This is a genomic window from Bacillus mesophilus (assembly GCF_011008845.1).
GTDB lineage: Bacteria > Bacillota > Bacilli > Bacillales > SA4 > Bacillus_BS > Bacillus_BS mesophilus.
The window spans coordinates 743,986-762,782 of record NZ_JAAIWM010000002.1; the positions used below are offsets into that span (position 1 = coordinate 743,986).

General features: G+C 37.4%; 22 protein-coding genes. 4 read left to right on the plus strand and 18 right to left on the minus strand.

Annotated elements, in window-relative coordinates:
* Positions 1–115 precede the first annotated feature (115 nt).
* Both G4D63_RS09190 and G4D63_RS09195 read right to left on the minus strand, forming a co-directional pair.
* Entirely contained in the window at positions 116–784 is a 669-nt protein-coding gene (locus tag G4D63_RS09190) for a PspA/IM30 family protein (protein ID WP_163179323.1), read from the minus strand.
* Positions 785–797: 13 nt separating this feature from the next.
* The gene (locus G4D63_RS09195) at positions 798–1,304 is read right to left on the minus strand and encodes a DUF4178 domain-containing protein (protein ID WP_163179324.1); all 507 of its coding nucleotides are present in this window, start codon (positions 1,302–1,304) and stop codon (positions 798–800) included.
* 164 nt (positions 1,305–1,468) lie between these two features.
* Between G4D63_RS09195 and G4D63_RS09200 the strand changes: the two genes are divergently transcribed.
* Complete coding sequence (locus G4D63_RS09200) at positions 1,469–2,563, plus strand: M24 family metallopeptidase (RefSeq protein ID WP_163179325.1); 1,095 nt, start codon at positions 1,469–1,471, stop codon at positions 2,561–2,563.
* 344 nt (positions 2,564–2,907) lie between these two features.
* Here the strand turns inward: G4D63_RS09200 and ald are convergent, their stop codons facing one another.
* From ald to G4D63_RS09215, 3 genes are all read right to left on the minus strand, one after another.
* Complete coding sequence (gene ald, locus G4D63_RS09205; protein WP_163179326.1) at positions 2,908–4,029, minus strand: alanine dehydrogenase; 1,122 nt, start codon at positions 4,027–4,029, stop codon at positions 2,908–2,910.
* An 81-nt stretch (positions 4,030–4,110) separates the two neighbouring features.
* The gene (locus tag G4D63_RS09210) at positions 4,111–4,485 is read right to left on the minus strand and encodes a hypothetical protein (protein ID WP_163179327.1); all 375 of its coding nucleotides are present in this window, start codon (positions 4,483–4,485) and stop codon (positions 4,111–4,113) included.
* Positions 4,486–4,561: 76 nt separating this feature from the next.
* The gene (locus tag G4D63_RS09215; protein WP_163179328.1) at positions 4,562–5,323 is read right to left on the minus strand and encodes an SDR family oxidoreductase; all 762 of its coding nucleotides are present in this window, start codon (positions 5,321–5,323) and stop codon (positions 4,562–4,564) included.
* A gap of 86 nt (positions 5,324–5,409) precedes the next feature.
* Here G4D63_RS09215 and G4D63_RS09220 point away from each other — a divergent pair, with 86 nt between their 5' ends.
* Positions 5,410–6,795, plus strand: a complete 1,386-nt coding sequence (locus G4D63_RS09220; protein WP_163179329.1) for a purine-cytosine permease family protein — start codon at positions 5,410–5,412, stop codon at positions 6,793–6,795.
* Positions 6,796–6,836: 41 nt separating this feature from the next.
* Here the strand turns inward: G4D63_RS09220 and G4D63_RS09225 are convergent, their stop codons facing one another.
* A complete protein-coding gene (locus G4D63_RS09225; protein WP_163179330.1) occupies positions 6,837–6,992 on the minus strand; it encodes a hypothetical protein in 156 nt (51 codons plus the stop codon).
* A gap of 133 nt (positions 6,993–7,125) precedes the next feature.
* On the opposite strand from G4D63_RS09225, the gene G4D63_RS09230 reads away from it, so the two are divergent.
* Positions 7,126–7,440 carry a hypothetical protein gene (locus G4D63_RS09230; RefSeq protein WP_163179331.1) on the plus strand — a complete coding sequence of 105 codons (315 nt, stop codon included), beginning with the start codon at positions 7,126–7,128 and terminating at the stop codon, positions 7,438–7,440.
* A gap of 42 nt (positions 7,441–7,482) precedes the next feature.
* Here G4D63_RS09230 and G4D63_RS09235 read toward each other — a convergent pair whose 3' ends face one another.
* The 8 genes from G4D63_RS09235 to sppA form a co-directional block, all read right to left on the minus strand.
* Positions 7,483–7,989 carry a MogA/MoaB family molybdenum cofactor biosynthesis protein gene (locus G4D63_RS09235; protein ID WP_163179332.1) on the minus strand — a complete coding sequence of 169 codons (507 nt, stop codon included), beginning with the start codon at positions 7,987–7,989 and terminating at the stop codon, positions 7,483–7,485.
* A 26-nt stretch (positions 7,990–8,015) separates the two neighbouring features.
* Positions 8,016–9,206, minus strand: a complete 1,191-nt coding sequence (locus tag G4D63_RS09240) for an acetate kinase (RefSeq protein ID WP_163179333.1) — start codon at positions 9,204–9,206, stop codon at positions 8,016–8,018.
* A gap of 134 nt (positions 9,207–9,340) precedes the next feature.
* Positions 9,341–10,330: a class I SAM-dependent methyltransferase gene (locus G4D63_RS09245; RefSeq protein WP_163179497.1), complete on the minus strand. Its 990-nt coding sequence runs from the start codon at positions 10,328–10,330 to the stop codon at positions 9,341–9,343.
* Positions 10,331–10,441: 111 nt separating this feature from the next.
* Entirely contained in the window at positions 10,442–10,942 is a 501-nt protein-coding gene (gene tpx / locus G4D63_RS09250; RefSeq protein WP_163179334.1) for a thiol peroxidase, read from the minus strand.
* 184 nt (positions 10,943–11,126) lie between these two features.
* On the minus strand, positions 11,127–11,615 hold the full coding sequence (gene ytfJ, locus G4D63_RS09255; protein ID WP_163179335.1) for a GerW family sporulation protein: 489 nt from the start codon (positions 11,613–11,615) through the stop codon (positions 11,127–11,129).
* Positions 11,616–11,635: 20 nt separating this feature from the next.
* On the minus strand, positions 11,636–12,322 hold the full coding sequence (locus tag G4D63_RS09260; protein WP_163179336.1) for a DUF2953 domain-containing protein: 687 nt from the start codon (positions 12,320–12,322) through the stop codon (positions 11,636–11,638).
* Between the two features lie 239 nt (positions 12,323–12,561).
* Complete coding sequence (locus G4D63_RS09265; protein WP_163179337.1) at positions 12,562–13,056, minus strand: RDD family protein; 495 nt, start codon at positions 13,054–13,056, stop codon at positions 12,562–12,564.
* 11 nt (positions 13,057–13,067) lie between these two features.
* Positions 13,068–14,075, minus strand: a complete 1,008-nt coding sequence (sppA, locus tag G4D63_RS09270; RefSeq protein ID WP_163179338.1) for a signal peptide peptidase SppA — start codon at positions 14,073–14,075, stop codon at positions 13,068–13,070.
* Between the two features lie 135 nt (positions 14,076–14,210).
* On the opposite strand from sppA, the gene G4D63_RS09275 reads away from it, so the two are divergent.
* Positions 14,211–15,026 (plus strand): NAD kinase, encoded by an 816-nt coding sequence (locus G4D63_RS09275; protein WP_163179339.1) that lies wholly within the window; start codon positions 14,211–14,213, stop codon positions 15,024–15,026.
* Between the two features lie 162 nt (positions 15,027–15,188).
* Here the strand turns inward: G4D63_RS09275 and G4D63_RS09280 are convergent, their stop codons facing one another.
* From G4D63_RS09280 to thiI, 4 genes are all read right to left on the minus strand, one after another.
* Positions 15,189–15,371, minus strand: coding sequence for a hypothetical protein (locus G4D63_RS09280; RefSeq protein WP_163179340.1), 183 nt, complete (start codon positions 15,369–15,371; stop codon positions 15,189–15,191).
* A gap of 165 nt (positions 15,372–15,536) precedes the next feature.
* Positions 15,537–17,111 carry an acyl-CoA synthetase MbcS gene (gene mbcS, locus G4D63_RS09285; protein ID WP_163179341.1) on the minus strand — a complete coding sequence of 525 codons (1,575 nt, stop codon included), beginning with the start codon at positions 17,109–17,111 and terminating at the stop codon, positions 15,537–15,539.
* A gap of 181 nt (positions 17,112–17,292) precedes the next feature.
* Positions 17,293–17,505 (minus strand): alpha/beta-type small acid-soluble spore protein, encoded by a 213-nt coding sequence (locus G4D63_RS09290; protein WP_163179342.1) that lies wholly within the window; start codon positions 17,503–17,505, stop codon positions 17,293–17,295.
* 80 nt (positions 17,506–17,585) lie between these two features.
* Positions 17,586–18,797 carry a tRNA uracil 4-sulfurtransferase ThiI gene (gene thiI / locus G4D63_RS09295; protein ID WP_163179343.1) on the minus strand — a complete coding sequence of 404 codons (1,212 nt, stop codon included), beginning with the start codon at positions 18,795–18,797 and terminating at the stop codon, positions 17,586–17,588.

The window sequence follows — 18,797 nt, forward strand, 5'->3', positions numbered from 1 at the left end:
TTGGAAGAAATTCCTTCTATTTTTCAAAAATCTAGTAATATAATAGTGACATTATCTGTTTACATCCAAAAAAAATAGGAAGCGCCTTTAGAAAACTAAGGCGCTATAATTCAACCTATTCTTTACCAAGCTGTTTCTTTAGTGCAGATAATTCATCATCCACCCCGTTTTTATCCAAGGCTGCAAACTCATCATCCAAGCTCCTGCTTTTTGTTGATAAATCCTCACTTGTCTCGGCTTCAGCTTCATATCTCATCACTTTTTCTTCCATTCTTTCAAAGCCTTTGCGAGAATCATCTCCACCAATACCAGACATTACACGATTCATTTTCGTTCTAGTTTTAACAGATTCAGCACGAGCTTTTAAGGTATCCTTCTTAAGCTTCATTTCATGATATTCCCGCTTCATTTCATCTAGCTTTTCACGTAGAACATCGGCATCACTCTTCGCCCGCGTATAAGATTCCATAAAAGTTTCAGCCTGCTTGCTCTGTGACTTTTTATCTTCCAGTGCTCTTCTGGCTAAATCTTCATTCCCCGCCTCTAACGCCTTAACTGCTTGTTCTTGACGTTTGTTGACTAGTGCCTCAGCATCATCTGCCTTCTTTTTAAGCATTTTCTCATTGGCGATCTGCTTTGCTACTGCTGCCTCTGCCTCTCTTATATCAGCTTCCATATCACGCATAAATTGATCAAGCATTTTCACTGGATCTTCTGCTTTATCTAACATCGCATTTAATTCAGAATTAACAACAGTACCCATTCTCTTAAAAAATTGAAACATATTATTTCCTCCTCTAGTTAGATGCAATAATCTTTAATTCATATTCCTCAATACTATATCCTTTGCTAACTTCTACCTCACCACCCCAAATTTCCACAGACAGAAAGGCTTCCTCTTCTTCGTCACAAAAGCCAAAGTACTTACATGTTGCTCCATTTACATTTTGGCCTCTACCTATTCCAGATACTTGGGCTACCCCATGTTCATCTAAGTAGTACGTGGTTCCTTCAAAGGTGATTTCTTTTGGTATTGGTTCAGTGAGCTTTAATTTACATTTCTCATATATACCAAGTTCTAACTCATCATCCATTTCAACACTCAACCAAATCACACGGTCTGATGATTGAAGCTGATATGCATGCCACGTAAAGCCATGATCAGAATAGCTTAGTTTTCCGACAACCTGATAATCCTCTAATTCGTACGTAACAATATCCTTCATTTGTAAATTAAAGACAGTTCGTTCCTCAACAACTGGGCGTTCTTCTTTCTTTGCAAACAATTTACGAAAAAAACTCACGACTCCACCTCAATTTTCCTCTTTTGGTTACGTCTCTCAGTAATACGAATCACTTCATAAATAGTTTCATGATTTTGTTAAATATTATAATTAAAGTTTACACTTTTTCCAAACATTGTTAAAGTTAATGTACAAAACAGCTTATAAAGGAAGTGTCATAATTAATGAAACAAAGACTTGAACAATTAGTAAATTGGATGAAATCTGAAGAAGTTCCCGTTAGCATGATTACTTCAAAGGCTAATGTATTCTATTTGAGTAAGTTTTATACAGATCCACACGAACGCTTAGTAGCCTTATTTGTATTTGCTGATCATGAACCTTTCCTTATCGCACCAAATATGGAAAAAGAGCAGGTAAAGGCTGCTGGCTGGGAATACGAAATTATCGGATATTCCGACACGGACAATCCATGGGCACTTGTAAAGGAAGCAGTTGAAAAAAGAACACAGGATCTTTCAAAGCTAGCACTAGAAAAAGAGCATGTAATATATGAACGTGTAGAAAAAATAAACGAAGCCTTCAAATCCCCGAAGCTTGTGTCAGTAGAGGATAAGTTAAACGAACTTCGCCTCATTAAGGACGAGCAGGAAATTGCACTATTAAGAGAAGCTGGAAAGCTTGCTGATTATGGGGTAGAAGTTGGAGTTCATGCAATCAAAGAAGGTAAAACCGAACTAGAAATCCTTGCAACAATTGAGTATGAGTTAAAGAAAAAAGGAATTCTTGAAATGTCCTTTTCTACAATGGTGTTAACTGGAGAAAAGACAGCTGCGCCACACGGTAAACCAGGTTTAACGATGCTCCGAAGAGGAGATCTCATTTTATTTGACCTTGGAGTAGTCTATAAAGGGTATTGCTCTGACATCACTCGTACAGTTGCGCTTGGGGAAATCAACGACCAACAGCGAGAAATTTATGAGACTGTTTTACGAGCAGAAGTTGCTGCCTTGAGTATTTGTAAGCCTGGCGAACAAATTGGAAACATTGATAAAACAGCAAGAAGTATCATTACAACCAAAGGATATGGTGACTATTTCACCCATCGTATTGGACATGGTCTAGGAATTAATGTCCATGAGTACCCATCGATGACTCATACAAATACAAGGTCCCTAAAGCCTGGTATGACATTTACTATTGAACCTGGAATCTACTTACCAGGGGTCGGCGGAGTCCGAATTGAAGATGATGTTCTCATTACTGAAAATGGTTATGAAACGTTTACTTCTTATCCGAAGGATCTGCAAATCTTATAGTTCATAGCTTGGGTTTAACTGGCGATTGATGATCGCCAGTTTTTTTATTGAAGGATTATGAAGGGGTTACTAGCATGGGTTTTTTCCAATATTTGTCGTTTCATTGATAAAATTCGAAAAGTGTTAGATAAATTGGAGATTTCGTTGAAAAATCGAAAAAATTGTTATATAACTTGAGAATTTCGTTGATATATCCAAAACTATCACTGATCACACTCTTTTTAGAGCACTAACGCCCCCCAATAAGCCTTACTACATAATAAAAAAGGACCTTCTACAATGAACTTCCTCCTAATCGTTATAACAATGGAGTCGTTCATATATAAAAGATCCTTTACTAACTCTTATAAGTACATTAAGGTCTCACGTGCATCTGCATACTGTAACTCATGAGATTCAGCAACTGCCTTATATGTAACAAAACCGTTTAAAGTGTTAATTCCTTTTAATAATGCTTCGTTTTCTAGGCATGCCTGCTTGTACCCTTTGTTTGCAATCTGTACAGCATAGGGAACAGTTACATTTGTAAGTGCCATTGTAGACGTACGAGGAACCGCACCTGGCATATTAGCTACCGCATAATGTAATACTCCATGCTTTTCATAGGTAGGGGCATCATGTGTTGTAATACGATCTGTTGTTTCGAAAATACCACCTTGGTCGATTGCAATATCAACTACAACAGAACCTGGTCTCATCGTTTTAATCATTTCCTCAGATACAAGCTTTGGAGCCTTAGCACCTGGAATTAAAACTGCTCCAATTACTAAATCAGAACTCGCAATCTCTTCTGCAAGGTTTAATGGATTAGACATTAATGTTGTGACATCCGTCCCAAAAATATCATCAAGCTGACGTAAACGATCAGGATTAACATCTAGTATTGATACATGCGCACCTAGACCGATTGCTACCTTAGCAGCATTTGTTCCTGCTACGCCGCCTCCAATAACTGTTACTTTGCCTCGGTGAACTCCTGGAACTCCCCCAAGTAATATTCCCATTCCGCCCTTTGGCTTCTCTAAGAACTGAGCACCAATTTGTGAAGACATTCTTCCTGCAACTTCACTCATTGGAGTTAGTAATGGAAGTGATCCATTTGGTAATTGGACAGTTTCATATGCAATTCCAACTACTTTATTATCGATTAAAGCCTTTGTTAATTCTGGCTCAGGTGCTAAATGTAAGTATGTAAATAAGATTAAGCCTTCTCTGAAGTGACGGTATTCACTTGGAAGTGGTTCTTTTACCTTCATCACCATTTCCATCGACCATGCTTCTTCAGCAGAATCAACGATTTTTGCGCCAGCTTCTATGTACTGTTCGTTTGTAAATCCTGAACCGATTCCTGCATGGTCCTCAATGAACACATCATGTCCAAATTTAACAAGGTTTACAACCCCAGCAGGTGTCATAGCAACACGATTCTCATTGTTTTTGATCTCTTTTGGTACCCCAATACGCATTTAACATTCCTCCTACTAAAATAACGCTTACACAAACCGTATTAACTATAACATCAAACGATAATTTGTGGAATAAAAATTCTACTTTTCCTTTTCCCAATGCCACGTATAGAGCTTTTCATCTTGATCGATCCATCTCACAACAAAATGGTCCATCTCTGTATAACCTTGTTTTACTAACGTAGCTTTTATTTCCTGAACATCAGTTTTTGCTGATATTCCTAACTGATGATACAAATTGGCAACCTTCTGTTCTGCCTCTTTTCCTTTTATAACAGTAGATCCCTTTTCCCATTCATAATGGGAAGGATTCTCGAATTCATATTCTACCTCTTCACCATTTTGAGAAATGGTCACTTTAAATAATTGACTATTCGTGTAGTCAGCAGCCAAAGCTTGTGATCCAGTTAGTGGAAGCTGCAATAGAACAAATACAAAAATCAATAATATTCTCATAGAATCACCTCATTACTAGGATGATTAAAAAATGGAGAATATATTCAGTCAATATAGAAAAATATGGATTGTCCTATTAACGATAGCGGTTGATTACATCTACCCCACCTGTTATTTCAATAATGGAACCTGTCATCATATCTGAATTTTCATCACATAAGAACTCAATCATTCTGGCGATATCTTCACCCGTACCTGATCTTCCAATTGGTGCATTGTTTCCTGAATGGTTTCTTGCATACTCAATGGATGCTTCCTTCATTTCACCTAAAATATCACCTGGACAAACCATGTTAGCCGTTATTCCATGTTCCGCCTCTTCGAACGCAATCGTTTTTGTTAAAGATACAAGACCAACCTTTGCGGCGCTAAAAGCTGATCGATAAATCCAGCCTGGTGCAGTATCCGCTCCCTGAAAGCCGTAGGTAATGATTCGGCCGAACTTATTTTCTCTCATCGTTGGAACAATTAGTTTTAGGAGATGGAAAACAGAACTTAGGTTTCCTTCAATCATTTCGTACCATTCTTCATTACTATAATCAATCAACTTTTTCCGTTCAAATATATAAGGCCCCGCATTATTTATTAGGATATCAATAGGTCCAACAGTTTCGGTCGCCTCATGAACCATCCTCTTAATATCCTCTTCCTTTGTGATATCCCCTTGTATAAACAAAAGTTGATTAGAATAGGGTTGTAAAAGCTCAGTTAATGTTTCAACTGCTTTGTGATCTTGACGGTAATTGACTGTAACAGAATAGCCTTTTTTAACAAGTGTCTCAGTGACTTTACGACCGATGCCCTTGGAACCAGCCGTTATAAAAACATGCTTTGGCATTTAAGATCTCCTCCATAACTTTTTCATCAATCTTTTCCTTATATAATGTAAAATAGCAGTAGGTCACCGCAAAGGAGAAACAACATATGAGTACTGCAGCTACTAAAAAGAAACAAGAACTAATTGAACGGTTTGGTCTAGATCCCGTTCCAAAAGAACTTCGAACTTCAAAATGGATTGACTATACATTTATTCAAATTGCTTTTTCAGTTAATGCTGGTAATTTCTTAGTCCCTGCAATGGCTGTAATAGAGGGAGGACTATCATTTCAATATGCAGTCCTTAGCACAATACTAGGTGCATCTCTTGCATTTTTCTTTGTTGCATGGCTAAGTCTGCCTGGAGCCACACACGGTATACCGTCCCAATTCGCCATTCGATCAATTATTGGGATAAAGGGTGCACGCTTTGCTGCTTCTCCCATTAGGACCATCACTTCTCTATACTGGTTTGCCGTCCAAACTATAGGCGGGTCTTTTGTAATAAGTGAGCTGTCTTATCGTTTATTTTCCATTGAGATTCCTTTTCTACTAATCTCTATCTCCTTAGCAGCCATCATGACTTTATTAGCGTTAATTGGGTTTGATGCCATTAAAAAGGCAACTAAATTTTTCATCCCCATACTATTTATTGGTCAAGGAATCATTTTATACCTTTACATTACTACAGATACAATTGAAAAAACATTTTTTAGCATCGTGGCAGAACCACAAGCTTTTTCATCTTTAAACTTCTTATTCTTTGCAAGCCTTGCATTTATACAATATATTTCAGGAGTAAGCTCTTCTGCAGACATTGCAAGATATGCTAAATCGGAGCGTCACTCCTTTTATGGATTATTAGGCGGTAATATCATAGGGTTTTCTATGGCTGCCCTCTTGGCTGCGTATTCAGCTAGTGCGTTTAATCATATTAATCCGTTTGTTTCTGCCACTCAACTAACAGATTCCTATTTATTGATATCCTTAATAACCATTTCAGCTTTATTTTCAATGGTATCGATCAATATGAGTAATGCGTATACCGGTGCTTTTAGCTTACTAAACAGTATCCCAAATCTTGGTCGTGTTAGAAGCGCATTGGTTTTTGGGGGAATTGCCATTATTATGAGTTGCTTCCCTACAGTGGTTACAGAGGCCAAACAGTTCATCTCACTGCTAGGCGGTTTTGTTATTCCTTTATCTGCAGTTATTGTTACAGACTTTATTCTTTTTAAGAAAAATCAAATTAGTATAAAAGATTTGGAGAGAATTATAAATCCACCTCTTTTCCAATTTAATTATTCGGCATTTACGACCATCCTTATTGGTATGATTAGCTATTTCATTATTTCCGATCACTACTCACCAGGTTTTTGTGCATTTGCCATAAGTGTGATTGTATACTTCGGTTGTGAAAGATGGCGGTTATGGAGAAAGAAGGAAAAACCTGAGCAGCAGCAGAAAGAGCAAAAGCAAGAATTATCATTATAACGAAGGAAGGCATCGCTATTACAGCTGATGCCTTCCAATGACTATTCTCGTTTTTCATGCTGAGGGTCATTTTCCTGCGTTACAGTATAATCGTAACCACTCTGATAGGAATCTGTTAGCTGCTCTAAGATTTCCTTTTCTCCTACCTCATCATAATAAAACTGAAATGAAGAATCCTGCTGATCTTTCTTGATCATACAATCACCTCTTTTCTTGTTTATTGTTTAACGATGGGTGATTTCATATTCTCTTGATAAAAAAATGGGTGAGGTTAGAAACAAAATAAAAAATTGTGTACAATGAAGGTATAGATTGTTGGGGGAATGTGTGATGGATAACTTTTTTTCGTTTAATGAGCGTCTTGGAATTTCAATTCCTGATCTTCAAAAATCATGGGATGTTTATACTCATGAAGAACAGCAGGAAATCTTGGTAACATGGGAAAAGATTCGGGGGCGTATTCCAGACCGAATTGCAGAACTAGAAAATGAAATTAATCATAAACAATCAGAACTTGATAACGAAGGTGATTTTCCCAGGTCTTGTAGACTTAACTCTGAAATCTCAGACTTAGCCTCCATCATTAATGATCTATGGCTATGGTATCGAACCAATCAAGATGTTTCAACGAAAGTTCATATGTAAACGCAACAAAAGCATCGTCCAACATTAGACGATGCTTCTTTTCTACTTCCTTATCTCTCTTAACACATGGGGTAGCTCTGGAATAATCAACTTTTCCATAGCTAACTTCACCGCTCCGGTTGAACCTGGCATAGAGAAAACAGCAGTTGTACCGGTAACACCTGCAATAGCTCTAGACATAATAGCAGCAGACCCGATATCCTCCGTATAACTTAGCATTCTAAACAATTCACCAAATCCAACAATCTCTTTTTCAATAAGTTCTTGGACGGTCTCAATGGTAATATCTCGCTTAGAAATACCAGTTCCTCCATTTGTAAGAACTACATCAATGTCTGGATCTTCAAATCCATTTAAGATCTCACTCTCAATTTCGGATGGTTCGTCCTTAACAATTACATAGTTTGTTACTTTATGATTGGCTCGTTCTAAGTAATCAATGATTGCTTTCCCGCTTTTATCTGTTTCTTTCGTTCTCGTATCACTAACAGTTATAATCTTACAGCTAACACTTTTCGGAGCTTCTGCTTTATGCTCTTCTACACTCATAATTTGAGCCTCTCCTTTGTACCATTTTAGAGGTCGGCTAGTCTTGATACATCTCTAGCTATCATAACTTCCTCATTTGTAGGAATGACCATTACCTTTACTGGTGAATGTGGATAACTAATAAAAGCTTCTTCCCCACGGACCTGATTTAAGGTTGGATCCCAGTAAATTCCCATAAATTCTAGTCCATTCATTACCTTTGCCCTAATGACATCACTATTTTCACCAATGCCAGCTGTAAAAATAATAGCATCCACACCTGACATCCTTGCTGCATAGGATCCAATATATTTATGAATCCTGCCTGCAAAAACTTCTAGTGCTAATTCAGCACGCTCATTACCCTCTGAAGCAGACTTTTCAATATCTCTTAAATCACTTGAGAATCCCGATACGCCCAAAATCCCACTTTTGTTATTTAAGATTTGAAGAACTTCATCTGCAGTTTTACCCGTTTTTTCCATAATAAACGGAATTAACGCTGGATCAATATTCCCAGAACGAGTTCCCATTGCCACACCAGCTAAAGGAGTAAACCCCATAGATGTATCAATGGATTTTCCACCTTCAATTGCTGCTATACTTGCACCGTTTCCTAGATGACATGAAATTAACCGTAGCTGTTCAATAGGTCTTCCTAAGAGCTCTGCTGCTCTCCCTGAAACGTACTTATGTGACGTACCGTGAAAGCCATATTTACGAATCCCAAATTTCTCGTAATACTCATAAGGAAGGCTATAGAGAAATGATTTTTCAGGCATGCTCTGATGAAACGCCGTGTCAAATACAGCAACTGCAGGTACATTCGGTAACACTTCGTTAAAGGCCCTAATCCCTACTACATTGGCTGGATTATGGAGAGGAGCAAGCTCTGCTAGCTCTTCAATTTCTTGAATCACAGATTCTGTTAGGATCACACTATCAGTAAATTTCTCACCGCCATGCACTACCCTGTGTCCAATCCCATCGATTTCATTTAAACTTTCAATAATATGAAGCTTGGTAAGCTTTGACAGAAGTAGCTTTACCGCTACAGAATGGTCCGGCAAATCCGTCATTTCTTTTATTTTTTCTCCATTGGCTACAATTGTAAATACAGATTGATCTAATCCAATTCTTTCAACAAGCCCTTTCGTTACTACCTTCTCACTAGGCATATCAAACAGCTGGAATTTTAAGGATGAACTTCCAGCATTAATGGCAATAATCTTTGACATATGTAACAGCTCCTTCTTGCTCTTTCCACACACTGAAGGGAGTCATAGTAAACCTGACTCCAATTCAATACTTATATGTTCTTCTATGTTACGTTCTTTTAAACGCCCAAAAAGGAGTTTTCCTTTCTATCATCCTAAACTTGTCCTTCGAATTCAGTTGCAAACCACTGATCAATTCGTTGAATCATGCCTTCCATTGCTTGTTTGTTAGAAAATGTCGGAAGTTCTGCAAGTAAAGCTTGCTTAGGTAGTTTTACATCCGGCCCCTTTTTCTGTAGGATAAAAATACTCTTGGCGTGCTCCTTCTTCTTAAACATAGTTGTTGGTAACTGAAGTAGTCCTTGGATTACACCATGCTCTTTTATAAAATCATGTAATGCTTTCGCTTGGTCCCCTTCAAACATGGAATTAGGCACAAGAAATATAAGGTTTCCGCCGGGCTTTGTATATCTAAAACTCTGTTCGATAAATAAATGGTGTGCTAATGAGTGACCACTGTTGGATTTCAACTGAAACTTTTGGGAATTAATATCGTCTGGATAGTAACCTACTGGTAGGTCACAAACCACTAAATCCACAGGATCAATAAACAGGTCAGCTAAAGCATCCTGATTAAAGAATTCAATTTGATGCTCTTGTAGATTAGCATTACTTAACGCAAGTTTTACTAATAGATCATCAACTTCAATCCCAAAACCTGTTACTTCTTTTCCAGGTAAATGATTAAATAAAGCTGTTAAGAGGTTGGCTGTGCCTACAGCTGGATCTAAAATAGATAGAACCTTCTTGCCAGATGTCATTTTGGAAACTAAGTAACTAACAAACAGACTTACTGCGTCTGGGGTCATTTGATGGTGTGCTTGTGTCGCTTCCTTCATTCCCTTCAATATAGCTAATTGATAGCCCTTACGAAGCTCTTCCTTTGACATATGAGCGAGGTCAAAAGACTCATATTCTTTCTTAAGTCGCTTTGACAAAACTTCATTATGTAAGATTTCCTCTTGTAAAATAACCCCTTCAAACAGGTTAACACCAGTTAGATAAACGGCTTCTAAATAAGAAACTTCTAATTCCTCCTGTATTAAGCTGGCTGTTTGGTCCACCTTCGTAAACCAACTTTCCATTGTCGTCATTGTCACAATCTGTTCCTCCTCATTTTCCCATATGTTTTTTATATGATTGAAAAACGCCTCGAACTTTCGAGGCGTTGGAAAATTTCATGTATGTAAAATCTATTATTTCACTGCCTTAGCTGCTTCAATTGCTTCATCATAATTTGGGTGGGTTGTTCCTTCACTAACATACTCAACGTACGTAATTATATCATTGCTGTCAACAACAAAAATGGCTCTTGCTAATAATCGTAGCTCTTTCATATGTACACCATATGCCTCTGCAAAAGAAAAATCACGATGATCTGATAGCGTCTGAACATTATCAATTCCATTTGCTCCGCACCAACGTTTTTGCGCAAATGGCAAATCAGCACTAATTGTTAGAACTTTTACATTGTCTAAACCTGAGGCTTCTTCGTTAAAACGACGTGTTTGTGCATCACACACACCTGTATCAAGGGATGGAACGACACTGATTAATCTTACTGAACCTTTAGAGTCAGAAAGAGAAACAGGAGTTAGATCATTTGCTAAAACAGTAAAATCAGGAGCCTGATCACCAATTTTTACTTCGTTACCTAACAGTGTTATTGGATTGCCTTTAAACGTAATAGACGCCATTATAATTCCTCCCAAACTTTGATATAAGATTCATTCCCATTCTACCTACATCATCATGCTATTGCAAATAAATTGCTGCCTGAGTTTTTATAGATATTTCAAAAACGCTGAAGCTATTAACACCATAAACTAGAAGACACAATGCATTAAATAAAAAAAGTTAACCTAAACGGTTAACCTTTTGTTAGAAGTCCAAGGTTTGTTTTTGTTGATTTTGGCCTTGTCCGTTGTTTTGATTTTGATTTTGATTTTGTCCGCTTTGTTGATTATTGTTGTTGTTATTTTTACTAAACATCTGTTGAATCTTTTCAACTGCTTGTGGTGCTGCTTCAAGGATCTTTTCATATAGATGTGTACTTTCATCAAGGTGAAGCATTTTAACACCAGATGCATTAACAATTAGAAACGCGATTGGTGTTATCGACACACCGCCACCGCTACCTCCACCAAACGGAAGCTTCGGAGCAGACTCTTGTCCTTCTTTCTTTGAACCACTATCTATCTGAAACTCACTTCCACCAGCTGCGAAACCAAACCCAACCTTGGATACCGTTAGGATGACACTCCCATCAGGTGTTTCAACTGGATCTCCAATAATGGTGTTTACATCAATCATTTGTTTTAAACTTTGCATTGCAGTTGTCATTAAGCCTTGAATAGGATGCTCAGCCATATATAGATTCCTCCCATTTATTAAATTGATTTTTCACTGTTCTTTGATTTGAGAAACGAAGGTCCACCCGCAAAAGAGGGAAGCCCTCCCTTCCAGTATTTCACGATTCTCAATCCTGCTAAAATAGCATTCCCGATTCTAAATGAAAGCATACATGATAGTTTCGTATGTGAAAAAGTTTGCTGGAAAAATGGCGTTATTGTTACAGTAGGAGAAGTTTTTAATATCATATATTGACTTAAAACCCCGATAATACTGCCTTTTATCGTCCAGCCTGCTCCCACTAACATCCCAGTCAAAGCTGCATCACCTAAACCCAGATTAGAATGCCACTCTAGTTTATGAACAGTGACTTTCTTTAGAAAGGCTCTAACAATTTTATGTAAACCAACTACATGTTCAATGATCTCTTTGATGTTCTTAAAACCATTTACCAGCTCATTTGAAGTTACATCTTTTGGTTTTTCTTGCGGTTGCCCAGTTGGACTCCCGGTCTGTATCTCTTGCTCAAATACCACGCTATTTGAATCTTTATCAACCTTTATTAATGGTACTTTAATGGTAAATCTAAAAAACCACAAGCGGAGCATGATAGAAAGCTGATCATTATCCTGTGCATGTACATAATCAATTTTTATATGAAGTTCCGAAATAAAGATAAAGAATAATAGCATAAGGATGCCCGAAAGAATAAAGTACCAGATCATTCATATCACCTCACTCGCTTAACAGTATCACCCTTATTTTGAGTAATTAAACCTTTTTTTGGTAAGGTTTTTACTAGTCTTTTGAACAAGGTACTTAACAGAGTGTGGAACAAAAAGTACATGCGCTCCGTTTTTTTACCCAACAAGAATGACCTCGAGTGTTAGCTCGCGTACACTAAATCTCTTAACAATACTTACAGAAAAATAAAAAACCTATCTAAAAATAGATAGGTTGCGAGTTATTTTTCACTATATCGTTCAAGGATTACACTAGTATCAGAAAACAGATCATGTACTCCTTGATTTCTTGGTGTAAAGGCTATAACGATGAATCCCACAAAGAAGATTGTCTTGGAAATAAATTTACCAATTACCTCCCTGAATATCACTGTTGACCAACTTAAGGGTTTAGATTCAATATCTACAACCTTTAAACCAAATACCATTTTCCCTAGTGTTTGTTTAAAGAATTTGGTCATCAACACAAAATAAATATATAGTGTTAACGCAGTAAGGATCGCAATGGGTGTAAACATATTTTCCTTCATAGTGGAGAACTCAAAATAACGAAAGACCGGATAGATTAACAGGTGATTGATGCTAGAAACAATGATTAAGTCAAGCAAATACGCCCAAAATCTAATCCAAAATCCTGCATAATAAATCTTTTTAGACACTGTAACGATTTGATTCGTTTCTTCTAAGGTTTCTTCAGAATTGATTTGAGTATCCATTTTTCATCCTCCTATTCCTGATACAAATACATGGGTCTAGGAGCATTAGGCTGGCTTAGAAGCTTCATAAGACTTGTCATTTCAAGATCACTAGAAACCATCTTTTGAACCCCCATTGTAAGGATAGAGGAGAATCCATAAGCTGATTCGTATTGGATTACACTAACATCTCCAAGGTCATGATCTGTCTTTAGACCTTCAATTGCATCCTCCCAATAGCCAAATTCATCAATTAAATCTAATTCAAGCGCTTGTCTTCCATCATAGATTCGCCCATCAGCAATTTCACGAACTCTGTCCTCGGGAATCTCTCTTCCTTCTGAAATGACCTTGACAAACCCGCTGTACGAATTATTAATCATAGATTGTAATATTTCACGTTCGTCCTCTGTCATATCTCGTGCAGGATTCATAATATCCTTATAAGGACCACTCTTAACTGTTTCTAATTTAACACCGTATTTTTCTGCTAAGCCACTATAATTTAAGCTTTGGAAGATCACACCTAGTGAACCTGTTAGGGTTTCTGGACTTGCATAAATCTTATTTGCTGGAGCGGCTATATAGTACCCGCCTGAAGCCGCCATACTTCCCATAGATATGTATACTGGTTTTTTCGTTTCTTCCTGTATTTCTGTAATCCGATCGTGAATTTCAGCACTCTCTACTACCCCACCGCCTGGTGAGTTGACTCTAATAAGAATACCTTTAATAGAGCGATCCTCGGAAGCTTGATCAAGCATTCTTAAAAATGCACGATGATCATAGCCAGGTGCTTGGAAAATGGATGAGACATCACCAGAATCCATGATAGCTCCATTTACATCGAGTACAACAACCTTATCGAGTGAGTCACCTTCTTCTAAAACCGTCTCTACAAATTCCTCATCGGTCGGAAATAAATCCTCTGAAAATGTGGAAAAATTCCCAAATGCTAACGATGTGGCTACATTCACAATGGCTGAAAATATAAATAACCCCACCGCAATTCCAAGGGCAATCCATCGTTTACTATTCATTAAAACGTCCTCCTAACGACAAACTAACACTAGTTTTCATACGATTCATGATTTTGATACACTATAATCATAATATGGTCATCACTTCTTAGCTAGTAACAAAGTTCATTCTTACATAATATGGAGGTAAAATCTATGAAATTACGTAAAAATCTTTATTTTTTCTATAAAAAAGAACCTGAACTAATCATCCATGTCAAAGAGTTTGAAGAAATCGCAAAGAGTCATGGCTTTAATGTTGTAACCAATGATCAGGAGGCTAACATTATCATTAGTATTGGCGGAGGGGACGGAACCTTTTTACAAGCTGTCCGAAAAACGGGCTTCCGTGATGATTGCCTGTACGCTGGTATTACAACTCATAGTTCATTAAGTTTATATTGTGATTTCTACATTGATGAAAAAGAAAAGATGGTCGAGGCAATGACTACAGAGGGGATAGAGGTGAGACGATACCCTGTCTTATCAGCTTCAATTGATGATACAATCTCTTTTTACTGTCTAAACGAATTATCAATCAGATCAGCTATCATTAAGACATTTGCAATGGATGTGTATATAGATGACCTCCATTTTGAAACGTTTAGAGGAGACGGAATGATTGTTGCTACCCCGACTGGAAGTACGGGCTATAATAAGTCAGTTGGTGGAGCAGTTGTCGATCCTATGCTGCCTTGTTTACAAGTGAGTGAGCTAGCATCCTTAAATAATAACCGTTACCGAACGTTAGGCTCTTCATTTATTTTAAGTGGTAATAGAACGTTACTATTAAAGGTTATCCAAGACGGGAATGATTATCCAATTATTGGAATGGATAATGAAGCCCTAGGAATAAGCCATGTTGAACAAATTGTCATTCAATTAACCGATAAACGAATTAAAACCGTTAAATTAAAAGACAACTCTTACTGGGAAAAGGTAAAGAGAACTTTTTTAGCAGCTGAAGAATAGGTTGAGCTTTTATTTTCTTTATCGTTTAGTATGCAGAAACGCATGGATCAGAGGAAGGATCCATGCGTTTTAAATTTGTGCTTAACTTAATCAACTTCCAATTTAGGCTTTTCCCATTAAAATGCCTTCATTCGATCCTATTAGCTTGAGTGAAAAATCATCTTAAAATGGGCCATTATGGTTAATATTCGTAGGGTTATGTTTCTGAGTGTCATCTTTAATCGATTCAATGCCTTCCTTTACCTTTTTATCACTGAGTGTTTTATATCGGTCAGTTCTTCTATCCATCAAATACCCAAACACCAAAACTGATATTACACCAATTACTACTACAACCCAAAACATTTACTCCCCCCTAGTTGTCCCACGAATTAACTGCGGCACCATGCTTGATTCCTTCACTGCTGATTTCTTCGACCATTTCCATGTTGGACACAATACTACCACTATTTCATATCCACTTATTAATAATTTAGTTTAAAGAAGAGAGCAGCCTATGGCTGCTCACAATTAGCTTAACTGTTTTTCAAGCTGTCGTAGCTCGATTCTTCTAATTTTTCCTGAAGAAGTCTTTGGAAGGTCTTCTATAAACTCTATTCTCCTTGGATACTTATATGGTGCTGTCTGAGCTTTAACATGCTCTTGAAGTTCTCTTATTAATCCCTCTTGATTTTTATCTACATGGTCTTTTAACACGACATAAGCCTTTACAATACTACCTCTTGTATCATCAGGACTCGCAACTACCGCACATTCCTTTACAAGAGGGTGCTTGACTAGTGCATCCTCTACCTCAAAGGGGCCAATTGTATAACCAGAGCTAATGATAATATCATCTGATCTACCCTCAAACCAAAAATAACCATCCTCATCTAGCCTAGCTTGATCTCCTGTTAAATAATACTCACCTCTGAACTGTTTGGCAGTTCTTTCCGGATCTTTATAGTATTTTTTAAATAGGGCGGGAGTTTCAATATGTACGGCAATATCACCTGTTTCTCCAGGTAAAACTGGTTTTCCATCTTCATTAATTATTGCCACTGTATTTCCTGGTGTGGGCTTACCCATTGAACCTGGCTTCAATTCCATTCCCTTTAATACACCCACTAAGAGTGTATTCTCTGTCTGCCCATACCCATCTCTTACGTCCACTTTAAAGTATTTTCTAAATGTATCAATTACTTCTCTATTTAAAGGTTCGCCAGCAGATACCGCACTATGAAGATGTGGCAGCGTATACCGATCAAGGCCGTCAACCTTTGCCATAAGTCTATATTCGGTCGGTGTGCAACATAAGACATTTACTGAATATTTACCAAGCAGCTCTAAGTATCTTTCTGGATCAAATTTGCCATTATAGATGAATCCTGTTGCCCCAGAGCCTAGAGTAGCCAAAAATGGACTCCAAACCCACTTCTGCCATCCCGGTCCCGCTGTCGCCCATACAACGTCACCATCATGAATATCAAGCCAATTAGATGCTGATGTTCTTAGGTGTGCAAATCCCCAACCATGAGTATGTACAACACCTTTTGGATTTCCTGTTGTACCAGAGGTATAGGAAAGAAAAGCCATATCTTCACTTTTTGTTAACGCTGTTTCTAACTGCTTATTATGCTGATTGGCAAGATCTTCTAAATCTAGCCAATTGTCTACTCTTTCTCCAACAGTAAATAAGGAGATGTTCGTCGTATCGATTTCAGTAAATTGCTCTGTAAACTCATGATAGCAAATAACAGCTTTTACTTCTCCGTGATGTAGTCTGTATTCAATATCTTTCTTTCGAAGCATTTCTGAGCCTGGTATCACGATCATCCCGCTCTTTAAAGCAGCTAGATATATTTCATAAGCCTCAATTAATCTAGGTACAATGACCAAAATAGAATCTCCCTTTTGGAGTCCATGATTTAATAAAGCGTTTCCAAATTGGTTTGCCCGTTCCATTAGCTCAAGGTATGTAACTTCTTGTGTAAGACCATCTTGATTCTCCCATTTTAATGCAACCCTTTGAGGATCACAGGAAAATTTTTCTACTTCTGCTGTAATATTGTAAGTTTCAGGTGCTAATAGCTGTTCTCGATTCATCAAACCCCTCCTTTGACTATAATGTAATTATATCAAATTTTGGGATTATTTAGAATAAAACAATAGTAGGATATAGAATTAGAAGAGTAGTTGCGAAGTTTCAATTTATTAAAATAAAATTTAATACAAAAATAAAAGGGCGGGAAAAACCCGCCCTGTAGCCATTTCTATTTAGTTAAAATTATTGACGGAATCCACCACCAAGTTGTTGTTCAGCCATAGATACTAAACGCTTAGTGATTTCTCCTCCAACAGAACCGTTAGCACGAGAAGTTGTATCAGCTCCAAGGTTTACACCAAACTCGTTAGCAATCTCATACTTCATTTGGTCAAGAGCTTGTTGAACTCCAGGTACTAGAAGTTGGTTTGAGTTATTACTGTTGTTGTTTGCCATGTGTATCACCTCCTTGTGATTATAGAGTGTGATAAATCACATGGTTTCATTCGAAAAGTTTACTGGTAATTATTAGTTATTTAAAATAAATCTTCAAACTTGGAGTCTGATTGGACAGTTTGCTCTGTTATTTCAACTACTTCTGTACGATTAATCGCGTCTTCAATTAATGGTGAAAAGTCATAAAAGCTTTCAAATCGATTAGCTTTTTCACGTTTTGGCTTTGTAGCAGGTGAGGCTGGAGTAAAAATTGTACAACAATCCTCAAAAGGTCGAATTGAAATATCATACGTATTAATTTTTTTCGATAGCTCAATGATTTCAAGCTTATCCATTGTTATAACAGGTCTTATGATAGGAATGTTGGTTACTTCGTTAATTGTATTCATACTAGCAAGGGTTTGACTCGCGACTTGACCTAAGCTTTCCCCTGTTGCAAGAGCAAGGATTTCATTTCTTTCGGCAATTTGCTCTGCAATTCTCAACATCATTCTTCTCATAACCGTCATTGAGTAATTACTTGGGATTTGCTTTTGTATCATAGTTTGAATATCTGTAAATGGAACAAGATGTACTTTAACCTTTTTAGAATATGAAGTCAACTTGCCCGCTAAATCCAACACTTTTTGCTTAGCACGATCATTCGTATAAGGGGGACTGTGGAAATGAATAGCTTCTAGTGCCACCCCTCTTTTCATCGTTAAATAACCAGCAACAGGACTATCAATACCACCCGATAAAAGTAGCAATGCTTTCCCACTTGATCCTACTGGTAAACCTCCTGCCCCTTTACGAGTATAAGAAGAGATATATGTATCACCTTCTCTTACCTCGATTCTGACTTCGATTTCAGGGTTCCGAACATCCACAGTAACATCATCTGTATGATCTAATAGGTGACCACCAATTTCAAAGTTCAGCTGTTGTGTGTCAAGTGGGAACTGCTTATAAGAACGCTTTACATTAACTTTAAAAGTCTTATGTCCTTGTCCCTTTGCTTCGTGAAAGGCATAAAGTGCTCCCGATTTCATCTCTTCAAGATCTGTGGCTGTTCTTAAAGCAAGACTATATGAATGGATACCAAATACAGTCTCCAACTGATCCATAATGGCGAAATGATTTTCTCCATTAAGTTTAATAAACATACGATCTCTCGTTTTTTCTATTCTAATTTTTGGAAAGTCCTTTAATCGATGAAGAACGTTTTCTTTTAATGCATCAATAAATTTTTGGCGATTCTTACTTTTAGTTGTAATTTCACCATAACGAATGAGTATTTGATCATATAACAT

Bases quoted from the DNA above. Each gene is read 5' to 3' on its own strand.
- G4D63_RS09190 (WP_163179323.1), bottom strand. From the start codon at position 784: ATGTTTCAATTTTTTAAGAGAATGGGTACTGTTGTTAATTCTGAATTA.
- G4D63_RS09200 (WP_163179325.1), top strand. From the start codon at position 1,469: ATGAAACAAAGACTTGAACAATTAGTAAATTGGATGAAATCTGAAGAA.
- ald (WP_163179326.1), bottom strand. From the start codon at position 4,029: ATGCGTATTGGGGTACCAAAAGAGATCAAAAACAATGAGAATCGTGTT.
- G4D63_RS09210 (WP_163179327.1), bottom strand. From the start codon at position 4,485: ATGAGAATATTATTGATTTTTGTATTTGTTCTATTGCAGCTTCCACTA.
- G4D63_RS09215 (WP_163179328.1), bottom strand. From the start codon at position 5,323: ATGCCAAAGCATGTTTTTATAACGGCTGGTTCCAAGGGCATCGGTCGT.
- G4D63_RS09220 (WP_163179329.1), top strand. From the start codon at position 5,410: ATGAGTACTGCAGCTACTAAAAAGAAACAAGAACTAATTGAACGGTTT.
- G4D63_RS09225 (WP_163179330.1), bottom strand. From the start codon at position 6,992: ATGATCAAGAAAGATCAGCAGGATTCTTCATTTCAGTTTTATTATGAT.
- G4D63_RS09230 (WP_163179331.1), top strand. From the start codon at position 7,126: ATGGATAACTTTTTTTCGTTTAATGAGCGTCTTGGAATTTCAATTCCT.
- G4D63_RS09235 (WP_163179332.1), bottom strand. From the start codon at position 7,989: ATGAGTGTAGAAGAGCATAAAGCAGAAGCTCCGAAAAGTGTTAGCTGT.
- G4D63_RS09240 (WP_163179333.1), bottom strand. From the start codon at position 9,206: ATGTCAAAGATTATTGCCATTAATGCTGGAAGTTCATCCTTAAAATTC.
- G4D63_RS09245 (WP_163179497.1), bottom strand. From the start codon at position 10,330: ATGGAAAGTTGGTTTACGAAGGTGGACCAAACAGCCAGCTTAATACAG.
- tpx (WP_163179334.1), bottom strand. From the start codon at position 10,942: ATGGCGTCTATTACGTTTAAAGGCAATCCAATAACACTGTTAGGTAAC.
- ytfJ (WP_163179335.1), bottom strand. From the start codon at position 11,615: ATGGCTGAGCATCCTATTCAAGGCTTAATGACAACTGCAATGCAAAGT.
- G4D63_RS09260 (WP_163179336.1), bottom strand. From the start codon at position 12,322: ATGATCTGGTACTTTATTCTTTCGGGCATCCTTATGCTATTATTCTTT.
- G4D63_RS09265 (WP_163179337.1), bottom strand. From the start codon at position 13,056: ATGGATACTCAAATCAATTCTGAAGAAACCTTAGAAGAAACGAATCAA.
- sppA (WP_163179338.1), bottom strand. From the start codon at position 14,075: ATGAATAGTAAACGATGGATTGCCCTTGGAATTGCGGTGGGGTTATTT.
- G4D63_RS09275 (WP_163179339.1), top strand. From the start codon at position 14,211: ATGAAATTACGTAAAAATCTTTATTTTTTCTATAAAAAAGAACCTGAA.
- G4D63_RS09280 (WP_163179340.1), bottom strand. From the start codon at position 15,371: ATGTTTTGGGTTGTAGTAGTAATTGGTGTAATATCAGTTTTGGTGTTT.
- mbcS (WP_163179341.1), bottom strand. From the start codon at position 17,111: ATGAATCGAGAACAGCTATTAGCACCTGAAACTTACAATATTACAGCA.
- G4D63_RS09290 (WP_163179342.1), bottom strand. From the start codon at position 17,505: ATGGCAAACAACAACAGTAATAACTCAAACCAACTTCTAGTACCTGGA.
- thiI (WP_163179343.1), bottom strand. From the start codon at position 18,797: ATGTTATATGATCAAATACTCATTCGTTATGGTGAAATTACAACTAAA.